The sequence below is a fragment of the Streptomyces sp. NPDC014894 genome, assembly GCF_043080985.1.
Lineage (GTDB): Bacteria > Actinomycetota > Actinomycetes > Streptomycetales > Streptomycetaceae > Streptomyces.
The window spans coordinates 210,154-223,462 of record NZ_JBIBWD010000003.1 but is presented as its reverse complement, the minus strand read 5'-3'; the positions used below and the strand labels follow the sequence as shown (position 1 = coordinate 223,462).

The window sequence follows — 13,309 nt, the reverse complement described above, 5'->3', positions numbered from 1 at the left end:
ACGGCGGGCCCTACGCTGGCGGGGTGGCGATCTCCGTACTGCTGGTGGACGACGAACCCCTGGTGCGCGCCGGGCTGCGCGCGGTGCTGGAGGCGCAGCCGGACATCGAGGTGGCCGGGGAGGCGGCCGACGGCGCGGCGGTGGTGCCGCTGGTGCGGCGGCTGCGGCCGGACGTGGTGGCGATGGACGTGCGGATGCCGCTGCTGGACGGCATCGCGGCGACCCGGGCCGTGCTCGCCTCCGTGGACCGGCCGCCGAAGATCCTGGTCGTCACGACGTTCGAGAACGACGAGTACGTGTACGAGGCGCTGCGCGCGGGCGCGAACGGGTTTCTGCTGAAGCGGGCCCGGCCCGCCGAGATCGTGCACGCGGTGCGGCTGGTCGCGGAGGGGGATTCGCTGCTGTTCCCGGCGGCGGTGCGGTCGCTGGCCGCCGCGTACGGCAGCGCTCCGGCCCGCACGGCGATGGAGCGGGCGCGGCTGACCGAGCGGGAGGCGGCGGTGCTGCGGCTGATGGCGCGGGGCATGACCAACGCGGAGATGGCGGCCCGGCTGGTGGTGGGCACCGAGACGGTGAAGACCCATGTGAGCGCGGTCCTCGCCAAGCTGGGGGCGAGGGACCGCACCCAGGCGGTGATCGCCGCGTACGAGTCGGGGTTCGTCGTGCCGGGCTGAACGGGCCCGGCACGACGGGACCCCACGCCGCCCCGCGCCGAGCGGAGGCGCGCCCCGCGCCCGTGCTCGGCGGCGCGTCGGCGCTCGGACGTGCGCCCGTGCTCGGCGGCGCGCCCCTGCTCAGAGGTGCGTCGGCGCGAACATGCGCAGCAGCGCCGGGAGCACCACGACCGAGGGGCCCGGTTCGGCCAGGGCCTTCGCCAGGTCGTCGGAGAGCCGTTCGGGGGTGGTGCGGACGGCGGGCACGCCGAAGGACGCGGCGAGGACGGTGAAGTCGGGCCGGGAGAGTTCGGTGCCGGTCGCCGCGCCGAAGGCTTCGGTCATGTACTCGCGGAGGATGCCGTAGCCGCCGTCGTCCACGATCAGCCAGGTCACGGGCAGTTCGTACTGTTTGGCGGTGGCCAGTTCGGCGATCGAGTACATCGCGCCGCCGTCGCCGGAGACCGCGAGGACGGGGCGGCCGGGGTCGGCCGCCGCCGCGCCGAGGGCGGCCGGGAAGCCGTAGCCGAGGCCGCCGGCGCCCTGGGCGGAGTGCATGGTGTTGGGGCGGCGGGCGTCGAAGGCGGACCAGGCCCAGTAGGCGAGGATCGTCATGTCCCAGAAGCTGGGGGCGTCGTCGGGCAGGGCCCGGCGGACCGCGTCGAGGACGCTCCGTTCCAGGGTGAGGTCCTGGGCGTCGATGCGTTCGCGGACGGCGGCGAGCAGGGCGCGCACCCGCTCGGGGGCGGTGGCGTCGGAGCGCTCGTCCACGGTCTCCAGGAGCGCGGAGAGGGCGAGGCGGGCGTCCGCGTGGATGCCGATGCCCGGGTGGTTGGACTCCAGCTTGCCCGGGTCGGCCTCGATCTGGATCACCCGGCCGCGCGGGGCGAAGGTGTGGTAGTTCGAGGAGAGTTCGCCGAGGCCGGAGCCGACCACGAGCAGGACGTCGGCGTCCTCCAGGAAGTCGGTGGTGTGCCGGTCCTCCAGCCAGGACTGGAGCGAGAGCGGATGGTCCCAGGGGAAGGCGCCCTTGCCGCCGAAGGTGGTGACGACCGGCGCGTCGATCCGCTCGGCGAGCGCGCGCAGCTTCCCGGAGGCGTCGGAGCGTACGACTCCGCCGCCCGCGACGATCGCCGGACGTTCCGCGTTCGCCAGCAGATGGGCGGCGAGCGCGGTGAGTTCGGGCCTCGGCGGAATGTCCTCGGGGAAGGCGTCCACGGCGGTGACGACCGGCAGCAGCGTCTCGGCGAGCAGGACGTCCTGCGGGATCTCCACCCAGACCGGTCCGTGCGGGACGGTCAGCGCCGACTCCCAGGCCGCCGCGATCGCGGACGGGATCTGCGAGGCGGTACGGGCGGTGTGCACCGACTTCACGATGTGCCGGGCGGACGCCTGCTGGTCCCGCAGCTCGTGGAGATAGCCGTGGCGGCCGCCGCCGAGCCCGGGGGTGGGCACCTGGCTGGAGATCGCCAGCACGGGCGCGCTGCCCGCCGCCGCCTCCTGGAGCGCGGCCAGCGACATCAGCGCGCCGGGGCCGGTGGAGAGCAGCAGCGGGGCGACCTCGCCGGTGATCCGGCCGTAGGCGTCGGCGGCGAAGCCCGCGTTGTTCTCGACGCGCAGTCCGACATAGGTGAGGGAGGAGCGGCGCAGGGCGTCGAACATGCCGAGCGCGTGCTGTCCCGGAAGGCCGAAGACGGTGGTCGCGCCGAGGCCCTGAAGGGTCTCGACGACGAGGTCGCCGCCGGTGCGCCCGGGGGGCGGGTTCAGGGCGGCCTCGGTCTGCGCGGCGGTGGGGCGCAGCACCACATCGTGGTCGTGGGTCACCGGGCGGCCTTCTCGGCGGCGATCTGGCGGGCCATGATCGTGGTCAGTTCGTACGCGGTGTGGGAGGCGGCGACGGAGGTGATCTCGGCGTGGTCGTAGGCCGGGGCGACCTCGACGACGTCGGCCGAGACGAGGTGGCAGGAGGAGAGGCCGCGCAGGATCTCCAGGAGTTCGCGGGAGGTCATGCCGCCGGCCTCGGGGGTGCCGGTGCCGGGGGCGTGCGCCGGGTCGAGGCAGTCGATGTCGATGGAGATGTACAGCGGCCGGTCGCCGATCCGCTGGCGCAGCTGGTCGGCGACCTCGTCGGCGCCCCGGCGGTAGACGTCGGCGGAGGTGACGATGCCGAAGCCCATCTTCTCGTCGTCGGTGAGGTCCTGCTTGCCGTAGAGGGGGCCCCGGGTGCCGACGTGGGAGAGGGCGGAGGTGTCGAGGATGCCTTCCTCGACGGCCCGGCGGAAGGGGGTGCCGTGGGTGTACTCGGCGCCGAAGTAGGTGTCCCAGGTGTCCAGGTGGGCGTCGAAGTGGAGCAGGGCCACCGGGCCGTGCTTCTTGGCGACCGAGCGGAGTAGCGGCAGGGCGATGGTGTGGTCGCCGCCGAGGGTCATCAGGCGGGCGCCGGTGCCGATGAGGTCGTCGGCGGCGGCCTCGACGGTCTCGACGGCCTCGTGGATGTCGAAGGGGTTGGCGGCGATGTCTCCGGCGTCGGCGACCTGGGCCAGGGCGAAGGGGGAGGCGTCCTGGGCCGGGTTGTAGGGGCGGAGCAGCCGGGAGGCCTCGCGGATGGCGTTGCCGCCGAAGCGGGCGCCGGGGCGGTAGGAGACCCCGGCGTCGAAGGGCACGCCGACGACGGCGACGTCGGCGCGGCCGACCTCGTCGAGCCGGGGCAGCCGGGCGAACGTGGCGGGTCCGGCGTACCGCGGGACACGGGACGAGTCGATGGGGCCGCGCGGCTGTTCGTTGCTGCTCATGGGATGCCTTCTTTCCTACGCTTCGTTGCGTTTTCCGACTGTAGTCAGGGTTTCAGCGGCGGGCTACGGCGGCCTCGGGCCCGGGTCCGCTCCCGGCCCCGCCGGCCGGTCCGTCCTCCTCGCCGCCGCGGCCGGCCAGCCGCTCCCGCCAGTGGGCGAGGACGGCGGGGTCGGTGGGCGGGGTGAGCAGGCTGACGGCCGTGTACACGGCGAGGGAGGCGAGCAGGCCGATCAGGATGGGCTCGGTGGCGAGGATCCCGTACACCGCCATGAGGCCGGTCACGGTGAGTCCGCCGGCGGCGACGGAGGCGAGCGCGCCCTGGACGGTGCCGCGCTTCCAGAGCAGTCCGCCGAGGATGGGTACGAGGAGTCCGCCGACCAGCAGGTTGTACGCCACGGTCAGCGCCTCGACCACGTCGTTGAGGGCGATGGCGATGCAGATGACGGCGACGCCCATGGCGAGGATGAAGGCGCGGTTGCCCTTGACCTCGTCATGGTCCCCGGCGGGCGCCTCGCGCGAGGTGAGCCCGCGCAGCCGGGACCAGATGTCGTTGTTGGCGACGGTGGCGCAGGCGATCAGCGCGCCGGAGGAGGTCGACATGACGGCGGCGAGGGCGGCGGCCAGCACCAGTCCGCGGACGCCCATGGGCAGCTCGTCCCGGACGATCAGCGCGAAGGCGTCGTCGGGGTTGTCGAGGTTCGGGTAGAGGACCTTGGCGGCGGTGCCGATCATGGCTCCGGCGATCGCGTAGACCAGGCAGTAGGTCCCCGCGGCGGTGCCGCCCCAGCGGGCCACCTTGTCGCCGCGGGCGGTGAACACCCGCTGCCAGATGTCCTGGCCGATGAGCATGCCGAAGGTGTAGATCAGCACATAGGTGAAGATCGTCTCGGCGCCGACGCCGAGCGGGGCGAAGTACTCGTCGGGCAGCTCGGCCCGCATCTCGCTGATCCCGCCCGCCTTGACGACGGCGATCGGCAGCAGGAGCAGCAGCACGCCGACGGTCTTGACGACGAACTGCACCATGTCGGTCAGGGTGATCGACCACATGCCGCCGAGGGTGGAGTAGGCGACGACGATCGCGCCGCCGAGGACGATCGAGACGGTCCGGTCGAGATCGAGGAGGACGTCGAAGATCGTGGCGTAGGCGATGGTGGAGGTGACCGCCAGCATCAGGGTGTACGCCCACATCACCAGGCCCGAGATGATCCCGGCCCGGCCGCCGTAGCGCAGGTCGAGCATCTCGGAGACGGTGTAGACCTTCAGCCGGGCGATCCGCGCGGAGAAGAAGACGGAGAGGGCGAGGAGCCCGAGGCCGATGGTGAAGACCATCCAGGCCCCGGAGAGGCCGTGCTTGTAGCCGAGGCCGACGCCGCCGATGGTGGACGCGCCGCCGAGGACGATGGCGGCCATCGTCCCGGAGTACATCCAGGGCCCGAGGCGGCGTCCGGCGACCAGGAACTCGCTCTTGGACTTGGCGCGGCGCATGCCCCACCAGCCCATGCCGAGCATGCCGGCCAGATAGACGGCGATCACCGCGTAGTCGACAGCCATGTGCTCTCCCTCCGTCTCGTCCCCCGGGTCGCCGGGTCCCGCTGCTCCAAGACGGTAGGTGGCCGGAAAGCAACGCTGAAGTGTACGTTTCCTCCATCGATGGCGAAGGAAAGGGATGGTTCGTCCATGTCGGACGCCACGGCCGCACCGCCCACCCCACCGGTCCCGCTGACCGCGCTGCTGGACCGCGCGGAGCTGGGGCTGCGTCAGATCGCCGGTCCGCCGGCGGACCGGGGCGCGGTGGTCCACTGGGTGCACACCTCGGAGATGGCCGACCCGTATCCGTATCTGCTCGGCGGGGAGCTGCTGCTGAGCGCCGGGGTGCTGCTCAGCGATCCGGACGCGTACGTCGCCCGGATCGCGGCGGCGCGGGGCGCGGCGCTCGGCTTCGGCGTGGCCCCGGTGTACGACACGGTCCCGGCGGGGCTGGCCGAGGCGTGCGACCGGCACGGGCTGCCGCTCCTGGAGGTCCCGCCGAGGACCACGTTCTCGGCGGTGGCCCGCGCGGTGTGGCGGCTGATGGCCGAGGCGCGCCACCGGGAGCTGCGCCGGACGGCGCACGCCCAGCAGGGGCTGGCGACGGCGGCGGCCCGACCGGATCCCGTGCCGGCCGTGCTCGGGCAGCTGGCGGCCCGGCTGGGCGGCCGGGCGGTGCTGCTGACCCGGGACGGCGCGGAGCTGTCGGGCGCGGGCCCCCGCCCGCCGGCGGCGGCGCACGGGGCGCTGCTGCGGCTGGCGAGGGTGGTGGGGCCGGCGCGGGGCGCGGACCAGGACCCGGGCGGGCCCGTCGCGGACGAGAGCGCGGGCATGGGCGCGGGCACAGGCACAGGCACGGGCGCGGGCGCGGGCGCGGGCGACGGTACGGACGCCGGGGCGGTCGGCGGGGCGGTCGGCGGGCGGGGCGGTCCCGCTCCCGCCTCCGCCAGCGACACCGCCGGCGGGGTCCGGCTCAGCGCCTACGCGCTGGGCGGCGGCCAGGGGCTGGTCCTCGGGCTGGCGACGCCCGCGCGGGAGGCCGGGGACCACACGGTCGCCGGGGTCGCCGTCGTCCTGCTCTCGCTGCTCACCGCACCGCACCAGGGGCTCGACGGCGCGGGCCGGAGCGCCGCCCTGGTCCGGCTGCTGCTGGGGGCCGCCCCCGCCGAGGCCGCCGGGCTGCTGGGGGCCGACCGCTGGACGGTGGTGCACGCGCGCGGCGGGCGGCCCACGCCCTTCGCCGCCCCGGCGCTCGGCGCGGCCCTCGGCAGCGCGCTGGTGGACCGGGCCGACGACGGGACCGTACGCGTCCTGGTCCCGGCGGGCCGGGAGGTGCGCGCGCAGCCCGGCTGGACGCTCGGGGTCAGCGACCCGGTCGGCCCGGAGGATCTCGCGGCGGCGGACGCCCGGGCGGCGCGGGCGCTGCGCCGGGCGACGGCGGCCCGCGCGGAGCTGGTGAAGCACCGGGGCGGCGGGCTGACCTCGCTGCTCTCCCCCGAGGAGGCCGCCGCGCACGCCCGGCTGCGGCTGGCCCCGCTGGCGGACTCCCCGGTGCTCGTGGAGACCCTGCGCGGCTGGCTGTCGCTGCACGGCGGCTGGGACCGGACGGCCGCGCTGCTGGAGGTGCACCGCAACACCGTCCGGCAGCGGATCGCCCGGTGCGCGGCGCTGCTGGACGAGGATCTGGACGACACGGACGTGCGGATGGAGCTGTGGTTCGCGCTGCGGTCGGCGCCCGAGGCGCGGTGAGGCACGGTGAGACGCGGCGAGGGCCGCCGTGCGGCGCCGCGCACCCCCCGCCGTCAGGTCTCGGGGCGTCCGCACCGCCCCCTCGGCACCTCGCGGCACAGCCGCCCCGCGACCCCCACCGCCCCCGGTGATATCCGCCCCTCTCTGGACAGCCTCGATAACCAGCGGGTAACTTCTAGCTGAGCAAGCGCTTAGCCAGTCTTCTGTGTCCAGGACTTCAAGGGAGGCGTCCGTGCGCCGCAGCGTTTACAACGAGGACCACGAGGCGTTCCGGGAGACCGTCCGCGCCTTCGTCGAGGCCGAGGTCGTGCCCGTGTACGACGAGTGGTACGCGGCGGGCCAGGCACCGCGCGACTTCTACCACAAGCTCGGTGAGCTGGGCATATTCGGCATCGAGGTGCCGGAGGAGTACGGCGGCGCCGGCCAGGAGTCCTTCAAGTTCCAGGCGATCATCACCGAGGAGTGCGCCCGCGCGGGCGTCTCGTTCGGCGGCTCGGGCGTGCATGTCGCCCTCTGTCTGCCGTACATCCTCGGCTACGCCACCGAGGAGCAGAAGAAGCGCTGGCTGCCCGGATTCGTCTCCGGCGCGACCATGTACGCCATCGCCATGACCGAGCCGGGCACCGGCTCCGACCTGGCGGGCATGAAGACCACGGCCAAGCTCTCGGCCGACGGCGGCCACTACGTCCTCAACGGCGCGAAGACCTTCATCACCGGCGGCGTCCACGCCGACCGCGTCATCGTCTGCGCCCGCACCGCCCCGCCGACCGCCGAGGACCGCCGGCACGGGATCTCGCTCTTCGTCGTGGACACGGGTCTCGAGGGGTACGCGGTCGGCCGCAAGCTCGACAAGCTCGGGCTGAAGACCTCCGACACCGCCGAACTCTCCTTCTCCGACGTCCGCGTCCCGGCCGAGGACCTCCTCGGCGAGGAGCACCGGGGCTTCTCCTACCTCGGCCAGAACCTGCCCCAGGAGCGGCTCGCGATCGCGGTCGGCGCGTACGCCCAGTCCGCCGCCGCGATCCGGTTCACCCAGGCCTATGTCGAGGAGCGGCTGGTCTTCGGGAAGCCGGTGGCCTCGTTCCAGAACACCAAGTTCGAACTGGCCGCCTGCAAGGCCGAGACGGACGCGGCCGAGGCGGTCGTGGACCGGGCCCTGGAGGCGCACGACGCGGGCGAGCTGACGGCGGCCGAGGCCGCGTCCGCGAAGCTGTTCTGCACCGAGGTGGCGCACCGGGTCATCGACAGGTGCCTCCAGCTGCACGGCGGCTACGGCTATATGAACGAGTACCCGATCGCGCGGCTGTACGCGGACAACCGGGTCAACCGGATCTACGGCGGGACCAGCGAGGTCATGAAGTCGATCATCGCCAAGTCCATGGGGCTGTAACCGCCTTGAGCACGGCACTCGACGAACTGCTCGATCTGCTGGACGTGGAGCGGATCGAGCGGGACATCTTCCGAGGCGAGTCCCGGGCGTCCGTCGTGCCCCGGGTCTTCGGCGGCCAGGTCGCCGCCCAGGCCCTGGTCGCGGCCGGCCGCACCGTCCCCGAGGACCGTACGGCGCACTCCCTGCACGCGTACTTCCTGCGGGCCGGCGACCCCGGCGCGCCGATCGTCTACACGGTCGACCGCATCCGCGACGGCCGCTCCTTCACCACCCGCCGGGTGGTCGCCGTCCAGCACGGCCGGCCCGTCTTCCATCTCTCGGCCTCCTTCCAGACGTACGAGGAGGGCCTGGAGCACCAGACGCCGATGCCCGCCGCGCCCGACCCGGAGACGCTGCCGACGGCGGCGGAGAGCGTTCTCTCGTACGGGGAGAACTTCCGCGACCCCACGGTGGCCGGCCGGCTGCTCGACTCCCGCGCGGCGGTCGACCTCCGGTACGTGCACGCCCCGCCCTACGCCACGGTGGGCGAGCCGCGCGAACCCCGCTCCCAGGTCTGGTTCCGCGCCAACGGCAAACTGGCCGACGATCCGCTGCTCCATCTCTGTCTGGCCACCTATGTCTCCGACATGACCCTCCTCGACTCGGTCCTGCTCGCCCACGGCCGGGGCGGCTGGACGGTGGGCGACGTGGTCGGCGCGTCCCTGGACCACGCGATGTGGTTCCACCGCCCCTTCCGCGCCGACGAATGGCTGCTCTACGACCAGGAGTCCCCCTCCGCCTCCGGCGGCCGAGGGCTCGGCCAGGCCCGCATCCACACCCAGGACGGCCGCCTCGCCGTGACCGTCATCCAGGAGGGCGTGGTCCGCACCCCCCGCTGACCGGAGCCCGCCGAGGGCCCGTACGGCGACCGGGCGCGGGCGCGGCGGGAGCGGGCGTGTGCGTGGCGGGAGCGGGCGCGGGCCCGGCCGCGCATAGCGTCCGGCGTATGACGAAAACGGACATCACGCCCACCGAGAGCACCTTCACGGTGATCGTCGCCGCCGCCGCGAATCTGGGCATCGCGGTGGCGAAGGCCGTCGCGGGCGTCGTCAGCGGCTCCAGCGCGATGCTCTCGGAGGCCGCGCACTCCGTCGCCGACACCGTCACCGAACTCATGCTGCTGGTCGCGCTGAAGCGCGGCGAGCGGCCCGCCGACGAGGACCATCCGCTCGGCCACGGCCCCGAGCGCTACATCTGGGCGCTGCTGGCCTCCGTCGCCACCTTCGTCGGCGGCGCGGTCTTCGCCGTGTACGACGGGATCCACACCCTCACCCACGGCGAGGATCCCGGCGATCCCCTGATCTCGTACCTCGTGCTCGCGGTCGCCTTCGTCCTGGAGGGCTACTCGCTGCGCACCGGGGTCCGCCAGGCCCGCGCCGAGGCGGCGCTGCTCGGCGCGCCCGTGGGCCGCTATCTGCGGCTCACCCCGGACACCGCCGTGAAGGCGGTGGTCATGGAGGACACGGCGGCGCTGGCGGGGCTGCTGCTGGCGGCCGGCGGGCTGCTGGGGGCGCAGCTGACCGGGTCCGGGGTCTGGGACGGCGTCGCGTCGATCCTCATCGGACTGGTGCTGGTGTACGTGGCGTGGGTGCTGGGCCGCAGCAACGCCCGGCTGCTCATCGGCCGGCCGCTGCCGGAGCGGATGCGGGACGCGGTCCGGGAGGAGATCCTCACCGTGCCGCACATCGTGGCGGTGCTGGAGCTGACCACGCTGATCCAGGGGCCGCGCGAGATCCTGATCGCCGCGAAGGTCGACTTCCGGGACGCGTCGAGCGCGCGGCAGGTGGAGTGGGCGTGCGAGGAGGCGGAGGAGCAGCTCAGGGAGCGGTTCCCGGCGATCCGGCGGGTGTATCTGGATCCGACGCCGGGGCTGGGTCCCGAGCGGGAGCCGGACCGGGATCCCGACCCGGGGTCACGGGGTCCGGCCGGGCCCTGAGCCCCCGGGGCGGCGGGGGCCCGGGCCGGGGTCCCGAGGTCAGAGCAGTCCCGCCGCGTCCAGCAGGTAGTCGGCCATCGGGTCGTAGAACCTGGGGTCGGTCACGTGGTCGTCCAGGGGCACCGTCACCTGGAGCGTTCCCTCGGCCTCGCCGATGAAGAGGGCCGGGTCGTTGCAGTCCGCGTACCCCACGGCGTCGATTCCGCGCTGTCCCGCGCACCCCGCCCAGCCGTGGTCGGCGACGACCAGGTCGGGGCGGGGTCTTCCGTCGCGCTCCAGGCCGTCGAGGATCGCGGCCATGGGGGCCGGGGAGTGGGTGTGCCAGAGGGTCGCGCCGCGCTCCAGGACGGCGACGCCGGCGAACTGGAAGACCATGCCCTCGTCGGCCATCAGCCCGCCGGGGATCCGGACGATCTCGCAGCCGGCCGCGCGCAGGGCGTCGGCGGTCTGCCGGTGGACGTCGAGCAGGCCGCCGGGGTGCCCGGTGGCGAAGAGCACCCGCTCCCGTCCGGCGGCGGCCTTGCGCAGCCGGGCCGCGAGCCGGTCCAGGGCGTCGACCGTCAGCTCGGGGTCGATGGTGTCCTGGCCGGCGCGGTGGCCGGGGTCGTCGATGACCCCGCACCGCTCGGCCATCACCGCCAGCACGTCCTGCTCGTCGGTCCAGCGCTCCCCCAGCTCCAGGCCCAGCCAGTAGTGGCGGTCGCCGTTGGCGAGCTTGCGGTAGTGGGAGAGGTTGTTGTCGCGCGGGGTGGCGACGTTCCCGGCGATACGTGTGCGGACGAGGTGGTCGACGAGGGCGGCACGGCTCGGTATCGGCATGCGCACCATTGTGCCGTCAGCGGGCCGCCCGCGCGGGGCCGGATTCCCGGGAGCCCCTGGGCCACCGGGGCCACCGGCAGCCCCAGGAGCCCCGCTACTCGCGCGCGAGCGCGTCGAACGCTCCGTGGGCCAGCCTGCGGAGCAGCGACTCCATCGCCGTGCGGGCGGGCGGGCCGCCGTCGCGGGAGCCCAGGTGCGGGGTCGAGTTCAGCAGGCCGAAGACGGCGTGCACGGCCGCCCTGGCCTCGTTCTCCGGCACCCCGGGGTGCAGCTCGCGCACGGCGGTGACCCACAGCTCGGCGTACTGCCGCTGGAGCTGGCGCACGAGTTTGCGGTCGGCCTCCCGCAGCCGGTCCAGCTCACGGTCGTGGAGGGTGATCAGCGGCCGGTCGTCGAGGGCGAAGTCGATATGGCCGTCGATGAGCGCGGCGAGCAGCGCCCCCGGGTCGGACGGCGTCTCCTCGACCCGCAGCCGCCCGCCGCTCAGCAGCCGCTCGCTGATCCCCACCAGCAGCTCCGCCAGCATCGCGTCCTTGCCCGCGAAGTGGCGGTACAGCCCCGGGCCGCTGATGCCGACGGCGGCCCCTATCTCGTCGACGCCGACGCCGTGGAAGCCGCGCTCCGCGAAGAGCCGGGCAGCCTCCTTGAGGATCTGCTCCCGGCGCGTGGGCGCATCCGTCCTGGTGCTCATGGGATCCGATTCTAGACAAGGCTGTTAGCGATCGTTAACCTGAAGCCACTCGTTAACGCTCATTAACAGGAGTGACGCGATGCAGCAGGCACCCGTGCTCACCAGCGCGGCCGACCCCGCCTCCCCGGCCTGGCAGGCCAATGAGGCGGCCCACCGCGAGCTGGCCGACGCCCTGCGCGGCAAGCTGGCCGGGGCCAGACTCGGCGGCGGGGAGAAGGCCCGCGCCCGCCACACCGCACGCGGCAAACTGCTTCCGCGCGATCGCGTGGACGCCCTGCTGGACCCCGGCTCCCCCTTCCTGGAGCTGGCCCCCCTCGCCGCCCACGGGATGTACGACGACCAGGCCCCGGCGGCCGGCGTGATCGCCGGCATCGGACGGGTCGGCGGGCGCGAGACGGTGATCGTCGCCAATGACGCCACCGTCAAGGGCGGCACGTACTACCCGATGACGGTCAAGAAGCATCTGCGCGCCCAGGAGATCGCCCTGGAGAACCGGCTGCCGTGCGTCTATCTGGTGGACTCCGGCGGCGCGTTCCTGCCGATGCAGGACGAGGTCTTCCCCGACCGCGACCACTTCGGCCGGATCTTCTACAACCAGGCCAGGCTCTCCGGGGCCGGCGTCCCGCAGATCGCGGCCGTCCTCGGCTCCTGCACGGCGGGCGGGGCCTATGTCCCGGCGATGAGCGACGAGGCCGTGATCGTGCGGAACCAGGGCACGATCTTCCTCGGCGGACCGCCGCTGGTGAAGGCCGCGACCGGCGAGGTCGTCACCGCCGAGGAGCTGGGCGGCGGCGAGGTCCACTCCCGGGTCTCCGGCGTCACCGACCATCTCGCCGAGGACGACGCCCACGCCCTGCGGATCGTCCGGAACATCGTGGCCACCCTCCCCGCGCGCGGCCCGCTGCCCTGGACCACCGCCCCCGTCGAGGAGCCCCGCCACGACCCCGCCGGGCTGTACGGCGCGGTGCCGGTGGACTCCCGTACGCCCTACGACGTCCGCGAGGTGATCGCGCGGATCGCCGACGGATCCCGGTTCGCCGAGTTCAAGGCCGAGTTCGGGCAGACCCTGGTCACCGGCTTCGCCCGGATCCACGGCCACCCGGTCGGTGTCGTCGCCAACAACGGCATCCTGTTCTCCGAGTCCGCCCAGAAGGGCGCCCACTTCATCGAGCTGTGCGACCAGCGCGGCATCCCGCTGCTCTTCCTCCAGAACGTCTCCGGCTTCATGGTCGGCCGGGACTACGAGGCCGGCGGCATCGCCAAGCACGGCGCGAAGATGGTCACCGCCGTCGCCTGCACCCGCGTCCCCAAGCTGACGGTCGTCGTCGGCGGCTCCTACGGCGCGGGCAACTACTCGATGTGCGGCCGCGCCTACTCCCCCCGCTTCCTGTGGATGTGGCCCAACGCGAAGATCTCGGTCATGGGCGGCGAGCAGGCCGCCTCGGTGCTGGCCACCGTCAAGCGCGACCAGCTCGCGGCGCGCGGCCAGGAGTGGACGGCCGACGAGGAGGAGGCCTTCAAGGACCCGATCCGCGGCCAGTACGAACGGCAGGGCAGCGCCTACTACGCCACCGCCCGGCTCTGGGACGACGGGGTGATCGACCCGCTGGAGACCCGCCAGGTGCTCGGTCTCGCCCTGACGGCCTGCGCCAACGCGCCGCTGGGCGAACCCGGCTTCGGCGTCTTCCGGATGTGAGGGGACCTCAGCGATG

The 13,309-nt window shown here is 73.8% G+C and carries 11 protein-coding genes; 6 read left to right on the top strand and 5 right to left on the bottom strand.

Annotated features, from left to right (window positions below; genetic code table 11):
* Window positions 1–23 precede the first annotated feature (23 nt).
* Window positions 24–674 (top strand): response regulator, encoded by a 651-nt coding sequence (locus tag ACF089_RS08955; protein WP_392023853.1) that lies wholly within the window; start codon window positions 24–26, stop codon window positions 672–674.
* Window positions 675–794: 120 nt separating this feature from the next.
* Here the strand turns inward: ACF089_RS08955 and ACF089_RS08950 are convergent, their stop codons facing one another.
* From ACF089_RS08950 to ACF089_RS08940, 3 genes are read right to left on the bottom strand one after another with little or no spacing between them, the layout of a single operon-like run.
* Complete coding sequence (locus ACF089_RS08950; protein ID WP_392023851.1) at window positions 795–2,477, bottom strand: thiamine pyrophosphate-binding protein; 1,683 nt, start codon at window positions 2,475–2,477, stop codon at window positions 795–797.
* Window positions 2,474–3,445, bottom strand: coding sequence for an agmatinase (gene speB / locus ACF089_RS08945; RefSeq protein ID WP_392023848.1), 972 nt, complete (start codon window positions 3,443–3,445; stop codon window positions 2,474–2,476). The genes ACF089_RS08950 and speB overlap by 4 nt, the downstream gene beginning before the upstream one ends.
* Window positions 3,446–3,497: 52 nt before the next feature.
* Window positions 3,498–4,997: a sodium:solute symporter gene (locus ACF089_RS08940; protein WP_392023845.1), complete on the bottom strand. Its 1,500-nt coding sequence runs from the start codon at window positions 4,995–4,997 to the stop codon at window positions 3,498–3,500.
* 126 nt (window positions 4,998–5,123) lie between these two features.
* On the opposite strand from ACF089_RS08940, the gene ACF089_RS08935 reads away from it, so the two are divergent.
* From ACF089_RS08935 to ACF089_RS08920, 4 genes are all read left to right on the top strand, one after another.
* Window positions 5,124–6,722: a PucR family transcriptional regulator gene (locus ACF089_RS08935; RefSeq protein WP_392023843.1), complete on the top strand. Its 1,599-nt coding sequence runs from the start codon at window positions 5,124–5,126 to the stop codon at window positions 6,720–6,722.
* Window positions 6,723–6,954: 232 nt separating this feature from the next.
* Window positions 6,955–8,112: an acyl-CoA dehydrogenase family protein gene (locus ACF089_RS08930; RefSeq protein WP_392023841.1), complete on the top strand. Its 1,158-nt coding sequence runs from the start codon at window positions 6,955–6,957 to the stop codon at window positions 8,110–8,112.
* Between the two features lie 5 nt (window positions 8,113–8,117).
* Complete coding sequence (locus ACF089_RS08925; RefSeq protein WP_392023837.1) at window positions 8,118–8,990, top strand: acyl-CoA thioesterase; 873 nt, start codon at window positions 8,118–8,120, stop codon at window positions 8,988–8,990.
* Window positions 8,991–9,097: 107 nt separating this feature from the next.
* Entirely contained in the window at window positions 9,098–10,087 is a 990-nt protein-coding gene (locus ACF089_RS08920) for a cation diffusion facilitator family transporter (protein WP_392023835.1), read from the top strand.
* A gap of 39 nt (window positions 10,088–10,126) precedes the next feature.
* On the opposite strand, the gene ACF089_RS08915 is transcribed toward ACF089_RS08920, so the two are convergent.
* Entirely contained in the window at window positions 10,127–10,906 is a 780-nt protein-coding gene (locus tag ACF089_RS08915) for a phosphatase (protein ID WP_392023833.1), read from the bottom strand.
* A 94-nt stretch (window positions 10,907–11,000) separates the two neighbouring features.
* The gene (locus ACF089_RS08910) at window positions 11,001–11,597 is read right to left on the bottom strand and encodes a TetR/AcrR family transcriptional regulator (RefSeq protein ID WP_392023830.1); all 597 of its coding nucleotides are present in this window, start codon (window positions 11,595–11,597) and stop codon (window positions 11,001–11,003) included.
* A gap of 79 nt (window positions 11,598–11,676) precedes the next feature.
* Between ACF089_RS08910 and ACF089_RS08905 the strand changes: the two genes are divergently transcribed.
* On the top strand, window positions 11,677–13,293 hold the full coding sequence (locus ACF089_RS08905) for a carboxyl transferase domain-containing protein (protein ID WP_392023827.1): 1,617 nt from the start codon (window positions 11,677–11,679) through the stop codon (window positions 13,291–13,293).
* Window positions 13,294–13,309: the final 16 nt, after the last annotated feature.

Excerpts from the sequence above, each read along its gene's own strand:
- speB (WP_392023848.1), bottom strand. The coding sequence starts at position 3,445 with ATGAGCAGCAACGAACAGCCGCGCGGCCCCATCGACTCGTCCCGTGTC.
- ACF089_RS08940 (WP_392023845.1), bottom strand. The coding sequence starts at position 4,997 with ATGGCTGTCGACTACGCGGTGATCGCCGTCTATCTGGCCGGCATGCTC.
- ACF089_RS08935 (WP_392023843.1), top strand. The coding sequence starts at position 5,124 with ATGTCGGACGCCACGGCCGCACCGCCCACCCCACCGGTCCCGCTGACC.
- ACF089_RS08920 (WP_392023835.1), top strand. The coding sequence starts at position 9,098 with ATGACGAAAACGGACATCACGCCCACCGAGAGCACCTTCACGGTGATC.
- ACF089_RS08915 (WP_392023833.1), bottom strand. The coding sequence starts at position 10,906 with ATGCCGATACCGAGCCGTGCCGCCCTCGTCGACCACCTCGTCCGCACA.
- ACF089_RS08910 (WP_392023830.1), bottom strand. The coding sequence starts at position 11,597 with ATGAGCACCAGGACGGATGCGCCCACGCGCCGGGAGCAGATCCTCAAG.
- ACF089_RS08905 (WP_392023827.1), top strand. The coding sequence starts at position 11,677 with ATGCAGCAGGCACCCGTGCTCACCAGCGCGGCCGACCCCGCCTCCCCG.